The organism is Nocardia sp. NPDC004260 (genome assembly GCF_053603155.1).
In genome coordinates this window covers 122,418-144,844 of record NZ_JBSGEZ010000005.1, presented here as the reverse complement: position 1 = coordinate 144,844, position 22,427 = coordinate 122,418, and the positions used below count along the sequence as shown (strand labels likewise).

Annotated in this window: 26 protein-coding genes; 12 read left to right on the top strand and 14 right to left on the bottom strand. The window is 68.2% G+C overall.

Translation table 11 applies throughout. The annotated features are described in order from the left end of the window. Positions 1-154: 154 nt before the first annotated feature. Entirely contained in the window at positions 155-715 is a 561-nt protein-coding gene (locus ACWEO7_RS05590) for a hemerythrin domain-containing protein (protein WP_450024416.1), read from the top strand. Positions 716-752: 37 nt separating this feature from the next. Next, complete coding sequence (locus ACWEO7_RS05585) at positions 753-1,592, top strand: SDR family oxidoreductase (RefSeq protein ID WP_452421056.1); 840 nt, start codon at positions 753-755, stop codon at positions 1,590-1,592. 67 nt (positions 1,593-1,659) lie between these two features. Here ACWEO7_RS05585 and ACWEO7_RS05580 read toward each other — a convergent pair whose 3' ends face one another. Genes ACWEO7_RS05580 through ACWEO7_RS05570 form a run of 3 tightly spaced genes read right to left on the bottom strand, consistent with a single transcriptional unit; the run spans position 1,660 to position 2,446 of the window. After that, positions 1,660-1,890, bottom strand: a complete 231-nt coding sequence (locus tag ACWEO7_RS05580; protein WP_450024420.1) for a DUF6480 family protein — start codon at positions 1,888-1,890, stop codon at positions 1,660-1,662. Positions 1,891-1,899: 9 nt separating this feature from the next. Continuing rightward, positions 1,900-2,016 (bottom strand): LPXTG cell wall anchor domain-containing protein, encoded by a 117-nt coding sequence (locus ACWEO7_RS05575; RefSeq protein WP_450024422.1) that lies wholly within the window; start codon positions 2,014-2,016, stop codon positions 1,900-1,902. A 49-nt stretch (positions 2,017-2,065) separates the two neighbouring features. Next, positions 2,066-2,446: an inorganic diphosphatase gene (locus ACWEO7_RS05570; RefSeq protein WP_452421054.1), complete on the bottom strand. Its 381-nt coding sequence runs from the start codon at positions 2,444-2,446 to the stop codon at positions 2,066-2,068. A gap of 183 nt (positions 2,447-2,629) precedes the next feature. On the opposite strand from ACWEO7_RS05570, the gene ACWEO7_RS05565 reads away from it, so the two are divergent. From ACWEO7_RS05565 to ACWEO7_RS05545, 5 genes are all read left to right on the top strand, one after another. After that, complete coding sequence (locus ACWEO7_RS05565; RefSeq protein WP_452421053.1) at positions 2,630-3,571, top strand: esterase/lipase family protein; 942 nt, start codon at positions 2,630-2,632, stop codon at positions 3,569-3,571. Next, complete coding sequence (locus ACWEO7_RS05560; RefSeq protein WP_452421051.1) at positions 3,568-4,131, top strand: TetR/AcrR family transcriptional regulator; 564 nt, start codon at positions 3,568-3,570, stop codon at positions 4,129-4,131. Before ACWEO7_RS05565 ends, ACWEO7_RS05560 begins: the two co-directional genes overlap by 4 nt. A 92-nt stretch (positions 4,132-4,223) precedes the next feature. Next, entirely contained in the window at positions 4,224-4,847 is a 624-nt protein-coding gene (locus ACWEO7_RS05555) for a hypothetical protein (protein WP_450024430.1), read from the top strand. A 155-nt stretch (positions 4,848-5,002) separates the two neighbouring features. Further along, the gene (locus ACWEO7_RS05550) at positions 5,003-5,782 is read left to right on the top strand and encodes a helix-turn-helix domain-containing protein (RefSeq protein ID WP_452421049.1); all 780 of its coding nucleotides are present in this window, start codon (positions 5,003-5,005) and stop codon (positions 5,780-5,782) included. Then, positions 5,779-6,636, top strand: coding sequence for a fructosamine kinase family protein (locus ACWEO7_RS05545; protein WP_452421047.1), 858 nt, complete (start codon positions 5,779-5,781; stop codon positions 6,634-6,636). Before ACWEO7_RS05550 ends, ACWEO7_RS05545 begins: the two co-directional genes overlap by 4 nt. 13 nt (positions 6,637-6,649) lie before the next feature. On the opposite strand, the gene ACWEO7_RS05540 is transcribed toward ACWEO7_RS05545, so the two are convergent. From ACWEO7_RS05540 to ACWEO7_RS05530, 3 genes are all read right to left on the bottom strand, one after another. Beyond that, positions 6,650-7,525, bottom strand: coding sequence for a TIGR03619 family F420-dependent LLM class oxidoreductase (locus ACWEO7_RS05540; protein ID WP_452421045.1), 876 nt, complete (start codon positions 7,523-7,525; stop codon positions 6,650-6,652). Between the two features lie 127 nt (positions 7,526-7,652). Next, positions 7,653-8,156: a VOC family protein gene (locus tag ACWEO7_RS05535; RefSeq protein ID WP_452421044.1), complete on the bottom strand. Its 504-nt coding sequence runs from the start codon at positions 8,154-8,156 to the stop codon at positions 7,653-7,655. After that, the gene (locus tag ACWEO7_RS05530; RefSeq protein ID WP_452421042.1) at positions 8,153-8,866 is read right to left on the bottom strand and encodes an SDR family NAD(P)-dependent oxidoreductase; all 714 of its coding nucleotides are present in this window, start codon (positions 8,864-8,866) and stop codon (positions 8,153-8,155) included. The genes ACWEO7_RS05535 and ACWEO7_RS05530 overlap by 4 nt, the downstream gene beginning before the upstream one ends. Before the next feature lie 76 nt (positions 8,867-8,942). Between ACWEO7_RS05530 and ACWEO7_RS05525 the strand changes: the two genes are divergently transcribed. Further along, the gene (locus tag ACWEO7_RS05525; protein ID WP_452421040.1) at positions 8,943-9,581 is read left to right on the top strand and encodes a TetR family transcriptional regulator; all 639 of its coding nucleotides are present in this window, start codon (positions 8,943-8,945) and stop codon (positions 9,579-9,581) included. 12 nt (positions 9,582-9,593) lie between these two features. Here ACWEO7_RS05525 and ACWEO7_RS05520 read toward each other — a convergent pair whose 3' ends face one another. Then, positions 9,594-9,845 (bottom strand): hypothetical protein, encoded by a 252-nt coding sequence (locus ACWEO7_RS05520; RefSeq protein WP_452421038.1) that lies wholly within the window; start codon positions 9,843-9,845, stop codon positions 9,594-9,596. A 240-nt stretch (positions 9,846-10,085) separates the two neighbouring features. Here ACWEO7_RS05520 and ACWEO7_RS05515 point away from each other — a divergent pair, with 240 nt between their 5' ends. After that, positions 10,086-10,265, top strand: a complete 180-nt coding sequence (locus ACWEO7_RS05515; RefSeq protein WP_452421036.1) for a hypothetical protein — start codon at positions 10,086-10,088, stop codon at positions 10,263-10,265. Positions 10,266-10,396: 131 nt separating this feature from the next. Continuing rightward, a complete protein-coding gene (locus tag ACWEO7_RS05510) occupies positions 10,397-11,695 on the top strand; it encodes an NtaA/DmoA family FMN-dependent monooxygenase (protein WP_452421034.1) in 1,299 nt (432 codons plus the stop codon). Between the two features lie 52 nt (positions 11,696-11,747). On the opposite strand, the gene ACWEO7_RS05505 is transcribed toward ACWEO7_RS05510, so the two are convergent. From ACWEO7_RS05505 to ACWEO7_RS05495, 3 genes are all read right to left on the bottom strand, one after another. After that, the gene (locus ACWEO7_RS05505; protein ID WP_452421032.1) at positions 11,748-12,554 is read right to left on the bottom strand and encodes a hypothetical protein; all 807 of its coding nucleotides are present in this window, start codon (positions 12,552-12,554) and stop codon (positions 11,748-11,750) included. A gap of 539 nt (positions 12,555-13,093) precedes the next feature. Then, positions 13,094-13,915 carry a proteasome subunit beta gene (prcB, locus tag ACWEO7_RS05500; protein ID WP_452421030.1) on the bottom strand — a complete coding sequence of 274 codons (822 nt, stop codon included), beginning with the start codon at positions 13,913-13,915 and terminating at the stop codon, positions 13,094-13,096. A 95-nt stretch (positions 13,916-14,010) separates the two neighbouring features. Next, the gene (locus ACWEO7_RS05495) at positions 14,011-15,330 is read right to left on the bottom strand and encodes a family 1 glycosylhydrolase (RefSeq protein WP_452421028.1); all 1,320 of its coding nucleotides are present in this window, start codon (positions 15,328-15,330) and stop codon (positions 14,011-14,013) included. A 338-nt stretch (positions 15,331-15,668) separates the two neighbouring features. Here ACWEO7_RS05495 and ACWEO7_RS05490 point away from each other — a divergent pair, with 338 nt between their 5' ends. Beyond that, on the top strand, positions 15,669-16,766 hold the full coding sequence (locus ACWEO7_RS05490) for a hypothetical protein (protein ID WP_452421026.1): 1,098 nt from the start codon (positions 15,669-15,671) through the stop codon (positions 16,764-16,766). 42 nt (positions 16,767-16,808) lie between these two features. Here ACWEO7_RS05490 and ACWEO7_RS05485 read toward each other — a convergent pair whose 3' ends face one another. From ACWEO7_RS05485 to ACWEO7_RS05470, 4 genes are all read right to left on the bottom strand, one after another. Then, a complete protein-coding gene (locus ACWEO7_RS05485; RefSeq protein WP_452421024.1) occupies positions 16,809-18,056 on the bottom strand; it encodes an esterase/lipase family protein in 1,248 nt (415 codons plus the stop codon). 36 nt (positions 18,057-18,092) lie between these two features. Continuing rightward, a complete protein-coding gene (locus ACWEO7_RS05480; RefSeq protein WP_452421023.1) occupies positions 18,093-19,091 on the bottom strand; it encodes an SMP-30/gluconolactonase/LRE family protein in 999 nt (332 codons plus the stop codon). Between the two features lie 317 nt (positions 19,092-19,408). Next, positions 19,409-20,125 (bottom strand): metal-dependent hydrolase, encoded by a 717-nt coding sequence (locus ACWEO7_RS05475; protein WP_452421021.1) that lies wholly within the window; start codon positions 20,123-20,125, stop codon positions 19,409-19,411. A 407-nt stretch (positions 20,126-20,532) separates the two neighbouring features. Beyond that, the gene (locus ACWEO7_RS05470) at positions 20,533-21,144 is read right to left on the bottom strand and encodes an AAA family ATPase (protein WP_452421020.1); all 612 of its coding nucleotides are present in this window, start codon (positions 21,142-21,144) and stop codon (positions 20,533-20,535) included. Between the two features lie 221 nt (positions 21,145-21,365). Between ACWEO7_RS05470 and ACWEO7_RS05465 the strand changes: the two genes are divergently transcribed. Then, positions 21,366-22,400: a hypothetical protein gene (locus ACWEO7_RS05465; protein WP_452421018.1), complete on the top strand. Its 1,035-nt coding sequence runs from the start codon at positions 21,366-21,368 to the stop codon at positions 22,398-22,400. Positions 22,401-22,427 lie beyond the last annotated feature (27 nt).

The following is a 22,427-nucleotide window of genomic DNA, read 5'->3' as shown; positions in this document are numbered from 1 at the left end:
GGCGCGCTGATTGGCGTCCGTCCGCCCGGGTACCCGCCGGGCGACGGACCTCGCCACCGGCACATCATCCCCGGTCCGCGCGGCGGCCGGTCGCCCAGGGAACGAAAACCCAAGCCCACGAACGCATTCCACAGCGACAGAAACGAGTGTTGCGATGACCGACCAGGATGTCGTCGACCTGCTCACCGCCCAGCACGAGGAGATCCGCACGCTGCTGGCGCGACTGAAGTCGGGTAACGACGCGAAACAGGACCTGTTCACCGAGTTGGTGCGGTTGCTGGCCGTGCACGAGAGCGCGGAGGAGGAGGTCGTGCATCCGGTCGCCGGACGGGCCCGTTTCGGCGCCGACGCCGACATCGTGCAACCGCGGCTGGAGGAGGAGAACGCGGCCAAACGCGCGCTCGCCGACCTCTATGACCTCGGGGTGGACCATCCCGAGTTCGATGCCCGGCTCGCCGAATTCGCCGACGCGGTGGACGAGCACGCCGCGCACGAGGAGGCCGAGGAATTCGCCCTGCTGCGCGCGCAGTTCTCCAGCAGCCAGCTCCAGCGGATGGCCGGGTCGCTGCGGGCCGCCGAGGCCGTGGCGCCCACCCGGCCGCACCCGCACGCGGGGGAGTCCGCGCTCGCGAACCTGGCGGCAGGCCCGCCGCTGGCGCTGTTCGACCGGGCCCGCGACGCGGTGCGCGACTGGCGCAGGCAGCACGACAGCTGAACCACCCCCAGCCCCGAACGCCAGAAGGAGGACCGACATGGGGTTTCCCGAGCAGCAGCAGCAATTCCCGGGTATCCAGGCCAAGATGACTCCGGTACCGGATTGCGGTGAGGACAGCTACCGCGGTTCCGGCAAACTGACCGGCAAGGCCGCCGTCATCACCGGCGCGGACAGCGGCATCGGGCGGGCGGTGGCGATCGCGTACGCGCGCGAAGGCGCGGACGTCCTGATCTCCTACCTCAACGAGGACGAGGACGCGAAGGAAGTCGCCGATCTGGTGACGCAGGCCGGACGCAAAGCCGTGCTCGTGCCCGGCGACCTGTCCGAGGCCGCCCACTGCCGCGCCGTCATCGACCGAGCGGTGCGGGAATTCGGCAAGATCGACGTCCTGGTGAGCAACGCGGCGTTCCAGATGACGCACGAGACCCTGGAAGAGATCAGCGACGAGGAGTTCGAGCACACCGTCAAGCTGAACATCAACGCCTACTTCTACCTGGTGAAGGCGGCGCTGCCGCACATGCAGCCGGGGTCGTCGATCATCGGCAGCTCGTCGGTGAATTCCGACATGCCCTCGCCCACCCTTGCTCCGTACGCGGCGACCAAAGCCGCCATCGCGAACTTCTCCGCCAGCCTGGCGCAGCTACTGGGTGAGCGCGGGATCCGGGTCAACAGCGTTGCGCCGGGACCGATCTGGACTCCGTTGATCCCGTCCACCATGCCGGTCGAGAAGGTCACGCACTTCGGGGACGACACCCCGCTGGGCCGCGCCGGTCAACCGGCCGAACTGGCGCCCACCTACGTCTTGCTGGCCTCCGACGACGGCAGCTATGTCTCCGGCGCTCGGATCGCCGTCACCGGCGGCAGGCCGATCCTGTGACTCTCGGCGCACGATAGCCCCGCGGTCGGCCGATCTCCCGGATCGGCCGACCGCCGGTGGCGGCGGGTCACAGCATCGTCACCACGAGCCCGACCGCGACGGCGACGAACAGCAGGATCACCAGCGCCCCGATGAGCATCGCCATCACGCCGGTGACCGGGAAGTGGTGTCGGGTGCTCGGCTCCGGCGCGGACAGACCGGACGTCTGCGGGGTATCCGGTGGTGTGGCGCCGGGCGACACTCCGCCGCCGGGTTCCAGGTCGGGAGTTTTCGCGGGGTCGGGGTCCATTGCGTTCATAGCCGCTCCCTACTCGCCGTCGTTTCCGGGTGCCTCGGGTGCGTGGGGCCGTTTGCCGGACCTCTTGCGATACAGGATCACCGCGCCGACCAGCACCGCGAGTCCGAGAATCACCAACAGTTCCATGGCAGGGGCCTACCCGGTATCCGCGTGCCCAATCGAGAGGGCCCGCCGGTCACCTGCCGATGATCACGTAGTGACCGGCGGTCTCCTGGAACTCGACGGCGTCGGCGATCGCCGCGTCGTCGAGCGCGGGGCTACCGTCCGCGACGACGAGCAGCTTGTCGTCATCGTCGTAGAACCGGTGGATGATCCCCACGCAGCGTCCGCGGGCGAAGGCCAGCGGTTCGGACGGTCCGAGGAAGTACCCGTCGAGTTCTTGTCCGTCGGGGGCGCGGGTGAGCGGAACGTATCCGTAGTTGACGAGATAGCGGAATCCGCATCGCGGGTGGTGACTGCCGTATGGGCGGTCGATGACCAGATCCACTGTGCGGCCGAGGAATAGACGCGCCAAGCGCAGCGATTCGGAATCCTCGAGTTTCACCGGATCGGTCACCGCCCCAGGCTACGGCAGATCGATCATGCCGTGGCGCGCAAGCCGCGACGGGGGTCGACGGCATCACGCCGCGCGGGTGCAGGCCGGTCGATCGGGCGTTGCGCTGGCCCTTCCCGCCAGGCTGCCCCACCTGTACGCTATGACCGACCGGTCGGTCATGCGTGTTCAGTGAAGGAGTAGCAAGTGCGAACCTTGCTTCGATTTGCCGCATCGACGGCCACCGCCGCGGTGTGCCTCCTGGGAGCCGCGGCCGTCGCCGGGGCGCAGGAGCCCGCGAGCGTTCCCTACAGCTATCTGGCGGGGTTGGCCGCGCAGCTGGCGGCGCCGGGGGCCGCTCCGCCTGGAGCCAACGATTGGACCTGCCGCCCGGGGGCCGCACATCCGAATCCCGTGGTGTTGCTGCACGGCCTGGGCAACGAGACGGTGAGCTGGCAGACCCTGTCGCCGTTGCTGGCGGCCGCCGGCTACTGCGTGTACACCACCACCTACGGCACCGGTGCGTTCGGTCCGGCGCTGGGCGCGGTGGCGCCGGTCCCCGAGAGCGCCCGCCAGATCGGAGCGTTCATCGACCGCGTCCTTTCCGCCACCGGCGCGGCGAAGGTCGATGTCGTAGGGCATTCGATGGGCGGTGCGGTGCCGTTCTACTACTTCCACCACCTCGGCGGCGCCGGAAAGGTCGCACGCCACATCGGGCTGGGCGCTCCTTATCACGGCTCGACGCTCAGCGGCGCCGACACCGCGGCGAAGCCCCTGCGGGATCTGCCGGGCACCGCGGATGCCATCGCCGACTGCGGCCCCTGCCAGATGTCGCCGGACTCGCCGTTTCTGCGGGAGTTGAAAGCGGACGCCCGGCTGGTGCCCGGCGTGCAGTTCGTCGCCATCGTCAGCCGCTACGACGAGATCGCCACGCCCTACACCACCGGCATGCTCGACGGGCCGAACGCCCGCAACATCGTGCTGCAGGACGTGTGCGCCACCGACTACTCAGAACACTACGGGCTCACCTCCGATCCGGTCGCGGTGCGCGAAGTGCTCAACGCGCTGGATCCCGAGCACGCCCGGCCTGCGGAGTGCCCGGTGGTCGCGCCGATCGTCGGACCGCTCACCCCGGTGGCCGGGTCGTGAGGTCGGCCGAGCCGGGCCGCAAGGCACTGCTGCACGCGGGCCACACCCTGCTGGGGGAGGCGGACCTGGCCAAACTGTCGGTGAACGCGATCGTCGCGCAGGCGAACATGGCCAAAGGCAGCTTCTATCAGCACTGGTCCAGCCGCAGCGACTACATCAGAGCGCTGCACCACGCTTTTCACGAGGATCTGTTCGCCCAGGTACTGGACACCATCTCCGGCACGGCGCCGGGCATCGAGCGGCTGACCACGGGTATGCACGCCTACCTCGACGGCTGCCTGGCCCAGCCCGCGACGAAAGCGCTGCTGATCCAGGCGCGCTCCGAAGCGGGCCTCGGTGAGCAGGTCGCCGCGCGCAATCGGCAAGCCGCGCTGATCATCACGGACGATCTCGCCGCCGCCGGGTGGGACGACCCGGAACCGGTCGCCACGCTGATCGTGGCCGCGATCGCCGATATCGCGCTCGCGGAGCTGACCGCGTCGCGGACCCGCCCGGACCTGCGTGCGGCCTTGGTGCGCCTGGCCACCGGACACCACGGCGTCGGGGTAGCCGAGCGGTAGCAGAGGCATTGCGTGTGGGCGTGGGCTGGAGGAAGGTGAGTATGTCCGGTGGCGCCACCGGGGCGCCGCCCTGAGCAGTCGGGAGGTGGCCCGTGTACGCACGTTCCAGCACAATCGCGGCCCAGCCGTCATCGATGGACGACGGGATCGCATACCTCCGCGATGAAGTGATGTCGAATCTGCCGGAGCTGCAGGGGTGGGTCGGCATGTCGTTGCTGGTGAACCGGTCGACGGGACGTTGCATCGCTACGACCTCGTGGGAATCGCAGGAGGCATTGCAGGCCAGCAGAGGACGGGCCCAGCAACTGCGCGACGGCCTGGCCCGCCGACTCGGCGGCAGCGTGGAGCGCGTCGAGGAATGGGAGATCGCGGCGATGCACCGCGACCGTCCCGCCGGCGACGCCGCCTGCGCCAGGTGCAGTTGGGTGCAGGTCGACCCGGGGCAGGTCGAGCGCCTGATCGACACGTTCCGGATGGAAGTGCTGCCGCAGATCGAGACGCTCGACGGATTCTGCAGCGCCAGCCTGTTCGTCGACCGGGACAGCGGCCGAGCGGTGGGCGCGATGGTGTGGGCGACTCGCGAGGCGATGGAGGCCACCCGCGAGCACAGCAATCGGATCAGGAGCGTGGCGACTCACCGGGTCGGCGCCAACGTGCTCGAGGTGGGGGAGTTCGAGCTGGCGTTCGCGCATCTGCGCGTCCCCGAAATGGCCTGACACCGCCCGAGTTCCGGCCGGAGCACACGCTTCCGGCCGGACATTCGTGTTCCCGCGCGGGCACGGCCGGCGGAACGACCAGGACGCCGCAGGTATCGGCGCCCCTTACCCGAGAGGTAATGGCCGCGACGGCCTGCCGTTCGTAGGATCGGGGCGTGACTACCCCAACGGCAGGTGACCTGCTGCGACATTGGCGCCTGGAACGCAGGCTGAGCCAGCTGGAGCTGGCCGGACGGGCCGACACCTCGGCGCGGCACCTGAGCTTCATCGAAACCGGGCGCGCCACCCCGAGCCGCACCATGATCGTGCACCTGTCCGAGCATCTGGAGATCCCGTTGCGCGAACGCAACCGCGTCCTGCTGGCCGCGGGCTACGCGCCCGCCTACGCGCAGCCCGGTCTGGACACTCCGGCCATGAACGCCGTCCGCGGCGCCATGCGCCAGATCCTCGCGGGCCACGAGCCCTACCCCGCGCTGGCCATCGATCAGAACTGGACCATGATCGACGCCAACAGCGGCGTGGCCGTGCTCATCGCGGACATCGATCCGGCACTGACGAAACCGCCGGTGAACGCGCTGCGGCTGAGCCTGCACCCCGACGGCATGGCCGGCCGCATCCGCAACCTCGCCGAATGGCGCGGCCACATCCTCGCCCGTCTCGCGCGCCAAGTAGAGGTCACCGGCGCCAGGGACCTGGCCGACCTGCTCGAGGAGCTGCGGTCCTACCCCGGTGGCGAAGTAGAGCTCACCGTGCCCGAACCAGACCAGGCGGTGGTCCCGCTGCGGATCGAGCACGACGGCGACGAGTTGTCGTTCCTCAGCGTCACGACGGTGTTCGGCACCCCGATGAACGTCACCGTCGCCGAACTGGCCATCGAGTCGTTCTTCCCCGCCGACGAGGACACCATGAAACGGCTCACCGCGGGCACCCGGTGAGCCGCGCGGCCCAGCTGTCCGCCCTGCTGGACGTGCCCGTCCGCGCCGTCACCGATCTCGGCGCCGGCCACGCATGGACGCTGCACCGCGCCGAAACAGCCGACGGCAGAACCATTTTCGTGAAGGCATCGCCCGAGCCGACATCCGTCTTCGCGGCCGAAGCGGCAGGCCTGTCCTGGCTGCGCGCCACCGCGCCCGACCCGGCCGGGGCCTTGCTGCCGCAGGTCCTGGCCGCCGACGACCGGACACTGGTGCTGCCCTGGCTGGAGGAGACCGGACCCACCCCCGCGGCCGCCGAGCGATTCGGCCGTGAACTGGCCGCGCTGCACGCCGCCCGCGCCGAGCTGTTCGGGGCCCCGTGGGAAGGCTGGATCGCGAGCCTGCCACTGCCCAACACTCCGACCGACGGCCCGTGGTCGCGGTGGTACGCCGAGCAGCGCCTCGCGCCCTACCTCGCTCGGGCGGCGGCGGCACTCGGCGCCGACGGTACCCGCCTGATCGAACGCGTCATCGATCGCATCGATGAGCTGGCCGGCCCCGCCGAACCACCGATCCGCATCCACGGCGACCTGTGGTCGGGCAACATCGTGTGGACGCGGGAACGGGCGATGCTCGTCGACCCCGCCGCGCACGCGGGCCACCGCGAGACCGATCTGGCCATGCTCGCCCTCTTCGGCGCTCCACACCTGGACCGTATCCGCGCCGCCTACCACGAAACCCACCCGCTGGCCGACGGATGGCGCACCCGCACGCCGCTGCACCAGCTGCATCCGCTGCTGGTGCACGTCGCGCTGTTCGGCGCGGGCTACCGAGCGCGGACCCTCGCCGCGGCTGCCGCCGCGCTCGGGTCCTGACCCGCACCCGGCGTCACCCGTTGACCCGGGCGATGACCTTCTCCGCGAAGCGGGACAGGTTGGCGATCTTGGTCTCCAGCGGCTCGGTGTCCTGCTCGGTGGTGTAGGGGAGGCGGAAGCCGACGATCACATCGGTGACCCCTTTGTCCTCGAGACGTTTGATCCCGTCGACAGTGAAACCGTCCAGCGAGATGACGTGCACCTCGAAGTCCTCGCGGGTGCCGTACTCCGCGCGCAACGTGTCCAATTCGCCCAGCAGCCGGTCCAATTCGCCGCCGTCGCCACCGGCGTGCATCCACCCGTCGCCGCGCTGCGCGGCCCGGCGCAACGCGGGCCTGCTGTGGCCGCCGATCAAGATCGGCACCGGCTCGGTCGGCACCGGGCTGATCTTGATCGGCGGAATGTCGTAGAACTGCCCGTGGTATTCGAAGTACCCGCCTGCCGAAAGTCCGCGCACGATGTCGATGCATTCGTCCATCCGCGCGCCGCGCTTGTCGAACGGCACCCCCATGATCTCGAAATCGTCCGGCCACGGGCTGATGCCGACACCGAGCCCGAACCGGTTGCCGCTCAGCGCGGCCACCGACGCGGCCTGCTTGGCCACCAGCACGGGCGGGCGAATCGGCAGCTTCAGCACGAACGGCGTGAACCGCAGCGTGGTGGTGACCGCCGCCATCGCCGCGCTGAGCACGAATGCCTCGACGAACGGCTTGTCCTCCAGGAACTCCCGGTTCCCGTCGGGGGTGTAGGGATATTTCGCGTCGGACTCTTTCGGGTACGCCACGCTGTCGGCGACCGCCATGGAGGTGTAGCCCGCCTCCTCGGCGGCTTTGGCCAGAGCGAGGTAATACGACGGGTCGGTCATCGTCTCGGCGTAGGTGAAACGCATGGTGCCTGCCTTCCTGGCGCGTCGAGCGCGCCGCGCGGGTCCCGGGCGGTTGCCGAGACGTGATGGGAACTGCCGCGGGCGCGACCGTGCCGCCGCGACGGCATCGCGGACTGCCCTGGGCCGCCGCCTACTGCCATGGGTTGCTGAATCCTTCCGGAATCAAATGGTCGAACAGCGCTCGCATCTGCGGGGATAACCGCAGCAGTTCGAGGTGCGAGCCGATCGGCCCGCCCTCGAGATAGGCGAACTCCATCCCGACGCCATCGAACCGGCCGCGGGCGATGATCGCGATACCGGCCGCGGCGGCCTCGGCGAGCGCGGCGTCGTAGTCCTCGGGCACCCAGGCGGCGTGATGCAATCCGGGGCCGACCCGATCGAGATGCTCGGCGTACAGGCTCTCCCCGCCACGCGGCTCGATCAGCTCCAACTGCTGGCCACCCGCGTAACCGAGCGCCACACCGATCGTGTAATCGGCCGGTGCCCAGCGTAATTCGGCCGCATCGGGCCCGAAGTGGACCTCCGGAATGGTGAACCATGCACCGACTCCGTACCGGGTGGTGAACGTCTCGCAGGCCGAGGTCAGATCACCGACGACCCAGCACAATTGGAAGATCGGGCCGCCCGCGATCATCGGCGGTCTCCGAGACGGCTCATCAGACCGGGACACGACCGGTGTGCGGCGACCACCGCCCTGTGGGAGTGCGGAAACACGATGTGGGGCCGGTTCTTCCGCATGCCACGCAGGATGTGCCGCGCGGCCCGTTCGGAACCGGTCATCCCGATCGGCATCCGGCGCAACGGTTCGCGATACGAGTACCCGGGCAGGTCGATCCCGGAATCGGCGATGCCGGTCGCGACCCCGCCGGGCACGGCCACGCTCACGCGGACACCGGCGGCGGGCGCTTCCACGCGCAGCGCGGTACCGAGCCCGACCACCGCGTGCTCGGTCATCGCGTACGCGGCCGACGGCGCCACCGGTGTCGATCCGGCCGGCGAGGTCATGTTGACGATGTGGCCGGAGCCCTGCGCGCGCGTCAGGGGATAGGCGTAGCGCGTCGCGTACACCACCCCCCACAGGTTCACGTCCACGAGCCGCCGCCACGGCGGCAACGGTATGTGCTCGCCGCCGCCCACGCGCCCCAGCTCGGCCACGGCGCCGAGCACCAAGCGGCGCATCTGGTCGTCGTCGGAGACGTCGGCGACCCGGGTGTGGATCGCGGTATCGGCGACCGGCCCGACCAGCCCGGCGGCGTCGCTGTCGGCGGCCACCACCGCGGGGCCCCGCGCGGCCGACAGGCGGCACAGCGCGGCGCCGAGGCCGGAAGCGGCACCGGTGACCACCGCCACATTATCCACGCCGTTTAATTAATCATCTGTGTTTAACATCGTCAATACTCCTGTTTAGTAGAGTGCGTACATGCCGAGCGACGAATCGCGCACCGCCTTGCTCGACGCCGGAGAACGCCTCATCGCCGAACGCGGCCTCGACGTGCCGCTACGCGACATCGCCGCCGCCGCGGGCCAGCGCAACAACTCCGCCGTGCACTACTACTTCGATTCGCGCACCGGACTGATCGAGGCCATCGTCGAGCGCCGGATGAACTGGCTCGAACAGCGGCGCATGCAGCTGCTGGCCGCCCACGAGGCCGACGGCCGCACCAACGACGTGCGCACCCTCGTCGCCATGCTCGCGACCCCGATCCTCGAACTGCTCGGCCACGACCGGGTGACCCATCTGGGCCGGTTCCTGGAAGTGGTACGCACCCATCCCGTCGTAGCGGACGCGCACCGCCTCGCCGACGCGGACCGCGCGGCGGTCCGCATCATCGCCACCCGCCTCGACGCCGCGCTGACCGACCTGCCGCGGCGGCTGCGCAGGCAACGCCTGGAAACCATGGCCACCGTCATGTTCGCGTTGATCGCCGACTACGAACGCACCCTGGAAGCAGGGGTGCGCACCGCCCACCCCGGGGACGCCGCGGAGATCGTGGACATGATCGTCGCCATGCTCACCGTGCCCGTCCCCGAGCGCACGGCCGCCGCGCCGGGGCCCTGAGACCGGCACGCCTCAACCCAGCACCGGCCGTGTACCCGGGGCGGCGGCCAGCTGCCGGCGCACGTGCGGCCCCGCGGTTTCGGGGAACCGTCGGTGCAGCCGGTCGATATAGCGGCGCACCACGCACAATTCGCCGTACAGTTCGTGCCGCGCGGCGGGATCGTGGCGGTAAGTGGATTCGATGTCCCGCGCCAACGTCCGGGCTTGCCGGGTCAGCAACTCCACGAAGACCTGAGCCTGGGCGAGGTCGGCGTCGTATTCCATTCGGTAGGCCGATCTGTCGTTCGATTCCTGTATCGGTCGCCCAGCGCTCCCCGTGCCGCGGTCCTCGGCCGATCGGAGCAGAACATGATGCTAACCGAGCCTCAGTCTCTCGGGCGCCGAAACGGAACCGTTCGACCGCTATCGCCTGGCGATCACGTCCGCACTCGTCGACCGAACGCCGTCGGCGGGGATGCGCCGTGCCGGACTCGGTCGGATACCGCGCGCGCGTATGGTGATCGTATGGGCGTCATCGGGGAGCTGTTTCCTGGCAAGAAGCTGAACCATGAGGGCAGCGAGGACAGCGACGGGCAGACCCATACACCGCGGTTCGACATCGATCTCGACACCGGAGTGGTACGGGTGCCGCGCGCGGACCGGACCACCGCCGAGGACCACGGCGACGGGCGAGAACAGGCCTAGGATCGGCCCCGGCGTACGAAGCCATGCCGCATCACCTCTGTGGCACCGCCCCGCAAATTTCGCTCGGGCAGAAAACATCTCGCTGATCGCAACCCGTTACGACAGCGGTGCGCACCGGTAGCGTCGCCGCAATGGGCAAAGTTGGTGGGCGACGACGGCCCCTGAAGACCGTCACAGGAGTCAGCGGTGCGGTCAGCGTGTACGCGGCGGCCATCGATCCGTCCGCCACGACGATCGCGTCATCGATCGAGATCGTGAAAATCGCCGAACAACACAAGTTCGACGCCCTCTTCGCCGCCGACCTGCTCAGTTTCGGCGCACAAGGCGCCATCGGCGCCCAGGAACCGTTGATCTTCCTGTCCGCGCTGAGCGCCGTCACCTCGCACGTCGGCCTCATCGCCACGGTGACCACCACCTTCCACCACCCCTACAACCTCGCCCGGCTCTTCGGCACCCTCGACCACATCAGCAACGGCCGCGCGGCATGGAACGCGGTGACTTCCTCGGTGGGGGAGGAGAACTACGGCGACCAGGATCTGCCGAGCCCCGAAGACCGGTATGCCCGCGCCACCGAATCCCTCGAGGTGGTCAACGCCCTGTTCGACAGCTGGCAGTCCGGCGCGCTGACCCCCGACGGGCACGGCGGCGCGATCCTGGACGCCACCCGCGTGCGGCCCATCGATCACGCTGGGCGGTACTTCACCGTCCGTGGACCGCTGAACATTCCGCCCCTACCGCAGCGCAGACCCGTGCAATTCCAGGCCGGGCAATCGGCAGGCGGGATCGAACTGGGCGCGCGATTCGCCGAGGTCGTGTTCACCTCACTGCCGACCCTCGAAGACGCGGTCACCTACACCAAACGCATTCGCGCACGCGCGAGCGAACTCGGCCGCGCCGAAGGCCTGCCGCTGATCATGAGCTCGTTCCACGCCACCTACGGCGCCACCGATGCCGAAGCGAAGCGCCTCGCGCGGGAACAGGCCGAGGCGACCGACTTCGAAGCGGGACGCGTCGCCCTCGCCGACATGCTCGGCGGCGGCGTCGACCTGTCCGGCCTGCCGCTGGACAAGCCCCTCCCGGACAACGTGCTCCCCGACGTGGCCTCCGTGCACCGCCGACGCGGCCGCGTGGAGATCTTCAGCAACTTCGCACGGTCGGGAAAGACACTGCGAGAGCTGATCATCGCCGCCAAAGACACCGGCCACTGGGCCGTCGCCGGCACCCCCGAACAACTGGCCGACGCGATCGAAGAACGCTACGACGCAGGCGTTCTCGATGTGATCTCCCTCGGCGGACTCGCCGACGAACGCACCCGCGACTTCGTCGTCAACGGACTGCTGCCCGAACTACGCCGCCGCGGCATCACCGGTTCCGACTACGTCGGCGCGACCTTCCGCGAAAACCTCGAACTACCCCCGCTACCGGACTGACGCGCGCGGCACGAAGCCGCCGTCACACTGGGACCGGACCGCCCATCGGCCGCTAGCGGGTGAGGACCGGCGTCGACCGGTGCCCGGCGGTTTCGGGCCGCGGTGGGTTGGTGTTCCGCACCCACGTGACGTTGGCGACCAAGTCGTCGTCGAAGACGAGTTCGTCCCACAACAGCCGCTCGGCGGCCTCCGGCGTGGGCCTGGGCTGCGCCGCCGGACGCGGCGCCTCGGCGACGGCGGCGGATTGCTCCGGCTCGGCGGGCAGCGGCGTCACCAACCACGACAGGGCGCGCATCGGGCTGAGGGCGTAACGGCGAGTGCCCTGCGCGAGCGCGGCCACCGCGGCGGCGCAGCTGAGCACCCCGGCGGCCAACGCCATCGAAGTCAGTCCTGCGCTGGCCATGCGCCGCTCACCCGGACCGGGAGCGCTCCCGAACTCGCCGAGAAAGCGGTGCACCAATCCCGCGCCGAGACCCTCACCCGGATCAATCAGGATCCGCAATTCCGGCCCCCTGGCATCCAGGTACATCAAGGCGATCAGCACCACGATCGCCGCGGTCACGCTGGAGCCGATCACTAGAAGAGCGAGCGCGCGGGTGCGCATCCGCAGCTGCGCCAGCGCAGCGAACACGGTGACGAGCATCGCGGCCGCGGCCAGCAGACCCCAGGCGCCGCTGATGTTCACGTCACGGAATTTCGACACCGACCACTCGTCGAACCCGTTCGTGGCCCCGGTGACCCGGCCGAACGCGTCGGAGCGGGCCTCGCCTCCCGAACCCGACGCCGAAAGCCACGGCTGGAACAACAGGGCGAAGCCGACCGCGCTCGCGGCCGCGGCGAACAAGAAACCCCAGTCCACCCCCCGTGGTGGCCTCGCACCGCGTCCGCCGCCTCCGGAGCCACGGCTCCGACCGTCTCGCGCTTCGCTTGCCTGCCAGGGGGTTGGTTGTACCATTGCTCCATTTTCGCCGGTGCCGCATGAATAATGCTGCCGCCCAGAGCAATAACAGCGGAATTGCCTTGGAAAGCCGAATATCGCGGCACATCAATGAGATGTAATTCGATCGGGCGTCATCGGCCATCGACGAAAATCACCGTAAGCACCTGCGCGACAGCAGGCAAGCGTGATCGATCTCCCACGCATCGCCGCAGCTCCCGGCGCATACCGGCCGAGAGTGACCCAACCGGCGAGTAACATTTCGCGCACGGCGTTGAACTCGACATTCGCGGATTTGCCGCACCGATGCCGTATCTGCCACACCGCGATTGCTGTGACACGCTTAACAACGCAGCATTGCGACTTCGGTCACAAATACGCGCGGCGCGGCCGACAATTCGCGAATCCCCGCCGCCCGAACGCATTCCGAGCAGCGCCGCCCGAAGCGGACATCCCCGCCGCTAATGCCCCTCCGCGGCCGAACGCGCATCGACCACCGCCCGGGCGATCTGCGCCAGACGCTCCTCCGGCACCTCCACCGCGCCGTCGGCATCGACCAGCACCGCGGTCGGATAGATATCGCGCAACAGATCCGGGCCACCCGTCGCGGTATCATCATCGGCCGCGTCGAACAGCGCCTGCACCGCCAGACGCAACGCCGCCTCCGCATCGATCCCACGGTGATAGGTCTTCTTCAACGACGACTTCGCGAACACCGACCCCGAACCGACCGCCGTGTAACCGAAACGCTCCTCCTGCCGGCCACCCACCGCGTCATACGACACGATCCGCCCCGCCCGCTCCGGCTCCACAGCGTCCGGGTCGTAGCCGACCAGCACCGGAATCACCGCCATATCCTGCAGCGCCGCAGGCAGATTCGCCCGCACCATCGCCGACAACTTCGTCGCCTTGCCGTCGAACGTCAGCGACGCTCCCTCGATCTTCTCGTAATGCTCGAGCTCCACCGCGAACAACCGGATCATCTCCACCGCCATCCCGACAGTGCCCGCGAAACCCGCCGCCGAATACGTGTCGGTGATGAACACCTTCCGCATATCGCGCGTCGCCACCAGATGCGCCATCGTGCCTCGCCGATCACCCGCCACCAGCACACCACCGCGATAGACGATCGCGACGATCGTCGTCCCGTGCGGCGCGACACCACTCGCGCCACCGCCGAAATCCGGATCCGGCAACAACTGCGGCGCATACCGGCGCAGATACTCCGAGAAGGACGCCGCCGGGTACCGCAAGCCGAGCGGCAGGTGACTATCGGTCGTCATGAATCACCTCTCCGGGAGGAGCGTGCCCCACCCGCGAACGCGTGCACTTCCGCCCGACGTTACCGGAACCCCACCACCACCCGGCTACAACCGCTCTAGGCCGGATCCTCCCCGACACAGGTCTCCGCCGCATCGATGTGGACACAGGGAACCGGAGCCCGCGTCGGCCGATAATCCGGCGCCACACCACCTCCGCGGATCAGCCGGGCATACGCGTCGACCCCATCGGTCGGGCGGCGCGCCAACGTCGGATCGGTCAGCACATCGACCGTATAGAGCCCGAACCGCGGCGCGTAGGAACCCCACTCATAGTTGTCCGTCAGACTCCAATAGTTATAGCCGACCACATTCATCCCATCGGCCTTCGCCCGCTGCAACCAATACACCGTGTCCCGCAGATGATCGGCGCGGGTATACCCATCCGGGCGCACCTGCCCGTTCTCCGTCGGCAGCCCGTTCTCCACCACATACAGCGGCCGCCCCGGAAACTGGCGCGCGTAATGCCGCAACGCGTAGTAGATACCCTCCGGATGCACCGGCAGCTCCCACATCGGCGGACCCCCCTCCGCACCGCCCTGCGCCGCCTCCCCGGTCTGCGGCAACGGAGCGAAGTAATAGTCCAGACCGATGAAGTCCAGCTTCGCCGAAATCCGATCCACGATCGGCTGATTCACCTCCGTCTCCGCACCCGCCACATACCCCAGATTGCTGGTCACCTGAGCACCCGACCGATAAGCGTGGATGACGTCGTAGATCTCGTTGTGCGCCTGCGCGATCCGATCCAGCATCACCGGCGCCTCATCCACACCGATCCCGCCCGTGCGCAACTCGGTGCCGACATACGCCACAGGCTCGTTGAACGTCACCCACAGCGGATCACGCGAGGCATACCGCTGCACCACCTTGCGCATGTTCGCCAGCCAATCCTCCACCATGCCCGGATCGCGCCACCCGCCCCGATCCACCGCCCACCCCGGATACACCCAGTGATCCAACGTCAGCATCGGCCGCATCCCCGCCGCGACGATCCGGGCGATCACATCGTCATAGAACCCGAACGCCGCCTCATCCCAGGCATGCGGCGCCGGCTGCAACCGCGCCCACTCGATACCCACCCGATACACCCGCACACCCAACCGCGCCGCCAGATCGATATCGCTGAGATAGCGGCGAGCGAAGTCCACCGAATCCAGATACGGATCCGCCGTCCCACCCGACGCGATGAAACGCGACCAGTTGCTGTCCGGCGCATGACCCTCGGACTGAAACCCCGACGACGCCACACCCCACAAAAAATTCCTACCGAACACGGGCAGCTCCCGGCCCGGTTGAGCAGCGGACACCCCCGAAGCCATCAGCATCGCCGCAGCGGCCGACAACGCGGCGAACCCGCGCCGGTGAGTGCGTGTACGCATCGCCGTAGCGTAACTGCGAGATTGCTGGCGGCCGGGAGAAGAACTCGCGTGTCGCTGATCCCACAACGGTCACAATCCGGGCTCCCCCCAACCGCGACCGCCGCGCCAACTCCACGCCCACGGCGAACCATCCTCCGCCGGACTCGCCGACGTCGCGGTATTCGACCCGGCCGCAATAGTTCTCGCCTCCTGCGCTGCCGAAGGCCCGCCGCCCGGATCACCATGATCGACAGTCATCGCCCCATCCGCCCAGCGCGTCCCCAGGAAACGCCGCACAACATCACACAAGCGAATCAATTGACCGAGCGCATCCGCCGCCGATCGACCAGACTTGCCAGGTGACCAGATACGCATTCGACGCCGACCGCGCCGCCCTCGTCGCCACCTGGGCGACCGGACGAGGCGACCTCGCCCAGGCGGTGGCCACCCTGCCCCCGCAGGTGACCACGGACCAGGCAACCGATCTGGCGTCGAACCTCACCACCCTCTCGCGGTTCCAATGGCGCACCTACACCCACCCCGCCAGCGCCGCGGGCGACCCCGACGTCCCCAACAGCGAAGCATGGCGCCGCGCCGAAGAACGCCGCAACTTCAAAGAAGTCGAAGCCGGACTGCGCAATCCCAACCTGCCCACCGACGAAGGACTGCTCGTCTCCTACAGCGGCGTCGTCGAATCCGCCCACCGCATCGGCCGCACCCTGCACGACATCGACCACGCCGCCCTGCTCGAAACCGTCGCCGCCGAGGTACGCACCGAACAGGAAGCCATCGAATCCGCCGAACGCGGCGACCTCTCCGGCCGCGCCCGCCAAGCCGTCGAACTGTCCCGCCCCGACGTATCCCCGGCCCAGGTCCACGCCGCCGACGCACTCCTGCGCAACGACCCACTCGGCAGCATCGAACTGTTCACCGAACTCGACCCCGCCTCCGCCTCCGTCGCCGCGGCACACTGGCTCTACGCCGCCGCCGAAGTCGCAGGCGAGGCCGCGAACGTAGCCACCACCGATGTCGTCGCCGAAGCCGACGACATCGAAGCGCTCCAAGTCGAGACACCCACCCTCGTACTCGAACGACTCGCCGCAGGCGACACCCCGACCGAAGTCGTCCTCGACCTGATCGCCGAAGCGATGGCCGTCCACGAAGGCCGCGTCCCAGCCCCCTGGAGCCTCGTCGCCCGCGTCGCCGACATCGAAGCCCAAGCCCACCGATTCGGCGTCGACGCCGACACCCGCGAAGCAATGCTCACCAGCTTCCGCATCAGCCGACTCGACCCCGCCCGCCCCGCTCTCGACCTCTTGGAAGACCTCCTCGACGGTATCCGCGGCTGCCTGCTGCTCTACGCCGCCCACACCGAGCACGACGACGCCGAAACCGAAACCCGCTTCGCCGAAGACGTGCGCCTCGAAGCCGACGCCGACCCCGAAGACCTTCTCTGAACGCCGAGGCGGGGCACGGCCACGCCCTGCCCCGCCGGGAGTTCAGCGAGAAACTCCACCGGACCCAGCCGATTCCGAGGCCAACCAGGTACGCAACGCGCGGTAGACCGCCGCGTGATTGAGCAACGTGAAGTGATGCGCCGACGCGACATGCATGCCTTTGCCGACATCGAACCCGATGCGCCGGGTCCGAGCCCGGCCCGAGCCACTCGGTGTGAGAACCAGCCCGTCACCTACCACACGCCCCAGCGGATGCCGCGAACTCCGCGTGACCGTGGCGGTAACGAAATAATGGTCCGCGTCCCGCAGCAGCGGAACCTCCCGAACGACCCGGCGACGCAGCGCGTCGGCGTCCAGATCACGCCAATCCTCGTCCACCAGGGAGCCGTCCCGAAGGTCCCGGATACCCGCGCTGCGGCGACGCAACAGCCGCCCGAATGGACGGGTTTCCGGAAACCGCACCAGCGCCGCCGACGCGTAATGCACCAACTGCTCCAGTGGCGCGCCCATGTGCGGTGAACCCAGGCACACCACGTGGCGCACCCGCCGCACCCACGGCACCCCGGCTTCACTCGCCACGAAACACGCACCCCGGGCGACCAACCCACCCATCGAATGACCTACCAGCGACAACCGCTCGATAGGCACCGGCCACCCATCGACCAAGCCCTGCATCAGCTCGCTGAACTGCGCCGCGTTCTCCGAGATGTGCAGACCGGTGTTGTACCGGACCTGCAACGACGTGCATCCCGTATCGGACTCCAGACGCTCGGCATAGGTCGGCCCGCCGCCCAAACCCCACGCGTGCTCGGTTTCCACCAAGCCGTGCAAGAACACCACGACGTGGGCGGCGGGCCGTTGAACGCGCGCACCGACGAGCTCCGCGGGCACGGGAGCGCCGTCGATCCGGAACGTCATCGGACCGGCCAGAATCGGCCGCGTCCGCTCGAGATCATCACCGATCAAACCCTGCAGCGCGGCCAGCAATCCCGAGCCGTACACCGTGCGTGACGGTGCGACGCCGGGCAGATCCGCTGTCCGTTCCGCGACCATGCCCGCCGCCACCGCGGATCCACCGACCACGCGGTAGACGCTCTCCGCGATCGCATCGTGCATCAGCTCGACCGGAGCCGCCGCAGGCCCCACGCCCCACCGCACCGCCGCGAACACGCGGTGCGCGATCGCCCGGTGCACGGCCGCGATCCCGTCGACCGCACCGCCGAGTTCGTCACCGGCCAGCCGGGCCAGCGCCCTGACCTCCGCTTGCCGCTGGGGCACACCCTCCGTCACGAACTCAGTGTACAACTGTGCACTGAAAAGTGAACCCTACGGCACTCGCGACACGGCCACCGCCGCCTCGGTGAGACTGCCCAGATACAGCACGCCGTCCTGCTCGACCACGCCGGTCACCATCGAATAGTCGGTGCCCTCGACCTGAAGGTCGTGCACGACGTTGCCGTCGAAATCGACCGCCAGCACCCACACCGTCCGCGCCGGCTTCGGCTGCACCCACTTCGGCAGCGTCCACACGATGCGCCGCAGAATGCCGGGCAGTGGAAGCAGGCGGTCCAGCAACGGATTACGCGGCGAAGGAAGCGTGATCCAGATCAGGCCGTCGCTGCCGAGGCCGAGGTTGTCCGGGAATCCGGGCAAATTCTCGATCAACCGTTCCTGCGTTCCCGCCTTCGGACCGGTCAGCCAATAGCGCGTGAGACGGTAGCCGCCGGTCTCCGCGACGACCACGCTGGAGCGATCGGGTGCCAGGACGACGCCGTTGGCGAATTGCAGTCCGTCGATGAGCGTCTCCACGTTGCCCGCGGGATCCCGGCGGAACAGGCGACCCGTGCCGGAGTGCTCCAGGATGTCACCCATGTACTCATCGAGCGAGTACCGGCGCGACGACGCCGAGAAGTAGATCGTGCCGTCGGCATCGCGCACCACATTGCTGGCGAACCGTAGCCGCTCGCCGTCGATTTCATCGACCAGGACCTTCAGCCCGCCCTCGGCGTCCAGCTCCAGCAGTCCACGTTCGAAATCGCAGATCAGCACGCGGCCGTCGGCGTCGGCGTGCAGACCGAGCGGGCGGCCTCCGGTGTTCGCGAGTTCGCGGACGTCGCCGGTCGCCGGATCGATGCTGAGGACTGCGCCGCCGTCGACTCCCGCGATGATCCTGCCGTCGGGGGAGAGGACGACATCTTCCGGGCCGGCACCCGGCAGCTCGAGGCGCCGGATGTCGGGAAGAGGTGGAGCACTGCGGGTTTGACGCGCTCGTGCGGGGGAGCGCGGTGGTGTCCAGCGTTGCGGCTGCATGGTCGAGGCGAGCATGGCATCAGGGTAGCCGGGGGAATGCGGAGGTCTCGGGAGAAACGGTGCACGGTAGGGGACCGCTTATGGGCGGAGGCGAAGGTACCAAGAATGGACGTCTATGGACTGCGAGTGATAAACATGCTGATACGTAGATATGCGCATCTACAAATGTGTCTCAATGTCCCAACCAGCAGCCACACTCAACCACGACAGACCAAAGCAGCATGGAAAGGGAACGGAGCGGAACAGGTGGCCTCTCACGCTGCTGCCCAGGCTGCCTGTCGCGGCAATCGCGCCGCCGGGAGCGCGGCGGCCTGGGCTGCGGCGTCGAGATGTCAGGGCTGGTGGGTGATGGTGTACCAGAGAATCGCCAGGGTACCGGCCGTGAAAAGCGGTGCGATGATGAAGGTTTCGACCTTGTTCCCGGTGCGCTCGATGACGGGAAGACTGACTCGCACGCCGAAGGGCCAGAACAGGCGGCAGCCGCGCTCGGTGAGGCAGTCGCCGAGCAGGTGGGCCAGTGCGCCGAGTCCGACCGCGAACGGCAGCCAGACCGGCTTGTCGGCGATCCAATGCTCCATGGCGAACGTGCCCGCGGAGGCGAGCACGACGATCGGTCCCCATGCCTTGAAGTTGTTGCCGGACGGGCACAGATGCAGTGCGCGTACAGCCAGGGCGAGGAGGAAGAAGACCAGGCTCAGGGTGAACCAGCGCCCGAGCCAGTGCTCGCCGGCCCACGTGCCGTAGGCGGCGGCCGCGACGAAGGCCAACGAGTGGGTGGCGCCGCGATGGCCGCCGGAGACCCAGGAGATGAGCTTGCATGCGGTGTGCGTGATCGGACCCAAAGTGTGTGAAATGGTCCCGTCGGGATGGTCCGCGTCTGGCAGCAGCGCGGCCCCGGCCGTGAGAAAGACGCCCAGCAGCAGATCGACGGTACCGAGATGTCCCGTCGCATCCTGGAGAGCGGGAAACGTCAAGATGGTGACCGGTAGCGTCGCCGCTGCCGCCGACCAGGCCAATGCGCCACTGGTCGCATGTGAATGTCCAAGCACGATTCGAACGTTAGTTCAGCTTGCTATCGGTTCGCGAATGCCGCTGTGCGAGGTCGGAAGTCGCGCGGGAAGCGTGTCCGGCGTTCGGGCTTGCGCGGAAATGGGGTAGGGGAGTGGAGGTAAGAGTCGTGGCGATACGTAAAACGTTCTGTAGGTGAACAATCCGGTTCAGCGCGGGATGCTGGCGTGGGAACCGTTCATGCATACCTCGCGACATTGTCAGCGTCGCTTGAAGCGATCCACGTGCATTAGCGCGTGAAGAAAAAGATTGCGATACGTTCCTTTGCGTATATATGCATAATTCACACCTGCATCCAAGGTTCCGATCCAGCCGAACCCACACCAAAGCAGCATCGACGCCAGGGGGGACTGTTTCGTCATAGACCAGGCGTGATGTGAATCCAGTGCTAGAGGACGTCGCCGATGGCAACAGTCGCCGCGGCCATGATCCGGCGCGCGAGGTCCGATCCGTCCACCGGGCCGGTGGTGTCGACGGCGACGACCGGCGTGAGCGCGAGCGGTTCGGCCAGGCGCGCCCAGTGGTCCCAGTCGTGCGCGAGGTGCGCGTCATCGTGATACAGGGCGGCACGCGTACGGCCGCGGTATCGGTCGCGGGCGAGCTCGGGCGGAACCGAGCACCAGACCTCCACCGCTCGCGTCGCGCCCGATTTCGCGATGCCGTTGGCGGCGTATCGCGCATCTCGGGGTTTGAACCACCACGAGTCGATCAGCGCGACACCGGGTAGCGCGGCGGCGAGCGCCCACGCGGCCTCTGTCGCGATCGCCCCGATATTCGGTAGTACCGCGGTGTGATCGAGCCCTGAGCACAGCGCTTCTTTGATGGCGTCCCGCGTGATCAAGTGCGCGCCGAGCTCGAGCGCCAGCGCCGGAGCCAAGGTGGACTTCCCGGCGCCGGGCAGTCCGTTGACGAGAACGAGTAGTTCGCAGATGGTGACAACCTCCGGGGCGATCGAGAAGAACAAGTCGGCGAAGGGCTGATTCTCGTTGCGCAGCGCCATGACCGGCAAGACCGAAGGGGGGCATGTTCGGCCAGTGAACCTACCGCTGATGTTTCCCAGACATGGGGATCTCACTTCGCACTCCGCGCATACGCTGCACCCCATAGCGCTAGATGATCGATAGCTATATCTCGATCCGGATGTCTGGACGGATGCGTGGCAAATGTCTGGTTTCGATCAGATCGGCTCAACCAGTGGTAGGCCATGCGGAGGAGGTTGTAATGGGTGAGGGGCGCGGAGTTCATCTGTGCGGCAGTGTGCCGCTGGCGGATGCCGAAACAGTCTTCTCCGAGGCGGCGCGGCGAATCGGCAAGCACTTGAAGCGCATTCCGGATGGGGAGACCGGAGTTCGGGACAACTGGGTAGTGTGGCAGTTGCCCAAGATGCAGGCGCATCCGGACCTGGAAACCATTCCGCCGCCGAGCCCCGAGTACGGGCCGAGCGAGCGGGTGCGGCCCAAGCCCGGCGTGGACGCGGCGTCGATCGACTTCGGTCCCTTGGGTTACGCGGACGCGGCGCTGGAATCCTGGCGAGTCTTCCGCCGGCTGCGCGAGGACGGGACGATCCCCGCGGGCATTCGGTTCCAGGTGAGCTTGCCAACGCCTATCGCGGTGATCGGTGCGTTCGTCGCGGGTCCGCAGGGCGAGTTGGAGCGCAGATACGAGGCGCGGCTGCTCGACGAACTCGCCGTCATCCTCGACACGATCCCGGCGGAAGACCTTGCGGTGCAGTGGGATGCCGCGGTCGAGTTCGCGATCTTCGAGGGCATCTTCCCGTCGTGGTTCGGCTCCGACTACCCGACGCAGCTCGAGGAAGTGGGGCGGCGGCTCGTTCGGTTGGGCGATGCTGTGCCCGAGTCGGTAAGTCTTGGTTATCACCTCTGCTATGGCGATTTCGGTCACCAGCACTTCGCCGAACCCGCCGATACCGGCAAGCTGGCTGCGGTCGCCGGCCGTATCCTGGCCGGGCTGGAGCGGCAGGTCGACTGGATTCACCTGCCGGTTCCGCGCTCGCGTACCGATGCCGACTATTTCAAGCCTCTCGCCGATCTTGTTTTGCCATCTGGAACGGACTTGTACCTCGGGCTGGTGCACGCCACCGACGGCCGTGCGGGCGGGCTGGCACGGATCGAAGCTGCCCGCTCGGTGGTCCGCGAGTTCGGCATCGCCACCGAGTGCGGTATGGGCCGCCGTCCGGCCGGTCAGATTTCCACGTTGCTGGATCTGCACGCGGAACTCGCGGACTTGCTGGCTTGAGTCCGCCTCCTCGATGCCGGGCCATAT

Coding starts and splice junctions, on each gene's coding strand:
- ACWEO7_RS05515 (WP_452421036.1), top strand. CDS start 10,086: ATGGGCGTCATCGGGGAGCTGTTTCCTGGCAAGAAGCTGAACCATGAG.
- ACWEO7_RS05535 (WP_452421044.1), bottom strand. CDS start 8,156: ATGATCGCGGGCGGCCCGATCTTCCAATTGTGCTGGGTCGTCGGTGAT.
- ACWEO7_RS05585 (WP_452421056.1), top strand. CDS start 753: ATGGGGTTTCCCGAGCAGCAGCAGCAATTCCCGGGTATCCAGGCCAAG.
- ACWEO7_RS05525 (WP_452421040.1), top strand. CDS start 8,943: ATGCCGAGCGACGAATCGCGCACCGCCTTGCTCGACGCCGGAGAACGC.
- ACWEO7_RS05575 (WP_450024422.1), bottom strand. CDS start 2,016: ATGGAACTGTTGGTGATTCTCGGACTCGCGGTGCTGGTCGGCGCGGTG.
- ACWEO7_RS05480 (WP_452421023.1), bottom strand. CDS start 19,091: ATGCTCGCCTCGACCATGCAGCCGCAACGCTGGACACCACCGCGCTCC.
- ACWEO7_RS05590 (WP_450024416.1), top strand. CDS start 155: ATGACCGACCAGGATGTCGTCGACCTGCTCACCGCCCAGCACGAGGAG.
- ACWEO7_RS05520 (WP_452421038.1), bottom strand. CDS start 9,845: ATGGAATACGACGCCGACCTCGCCCAGGCTCAGGTCTTCGTGGAGTTG.
- ACWEO7_RS05465 (WP_452421018.1), top strand. CDS start 21,366: ATGGGTGAGGGGCGCGGAGTTCATCTGTGCGGCAGTGTGCCGCTGGCG.
- ACWEO7_RS05495 (WP_452421028.1), bottom strand. CDS start 15,330: ATGCGTACACGCACTCACCGGCGCGGGTTCGCCGCGTTGTCGGCCGCT.
- ACWEO7_RS05470 (WP_452421020.1), bottom strand. CDS start 21,144: ATGGCGCTGCGCAACGAGAATCAGCCCTTCGCCGACTTGTTCTTCTCG.
- ACWEO7_RS05510 (WP_452421034.1), top strand. CDS start 10,397: ATGGGCAAAGTTGGTGGGCGACGACGGCCCCTGAAGACCGTCACAGGA.
- ACWEO7_RS05540 (WP_452421045.1), bottom strand. CDS start 7,525: ATGCGTTTCACCTACGCCGAGACGATGACCGACCCGTCGTATTACCTC.
- prcB (WP_452421030.1), bottom strand. CDS start 13,915: ATGACGACCGATAGTCACCTGCCGCTCGGCTTGCGGTACCCGGCGGCG.
- ACWEO7_RS05580 (WP_450024420.1), bottom strand. CDS start 1,890: ATGAACGCAATGGACCCCGACCCCGCGAAAACTCCCGACCTGGAACCC.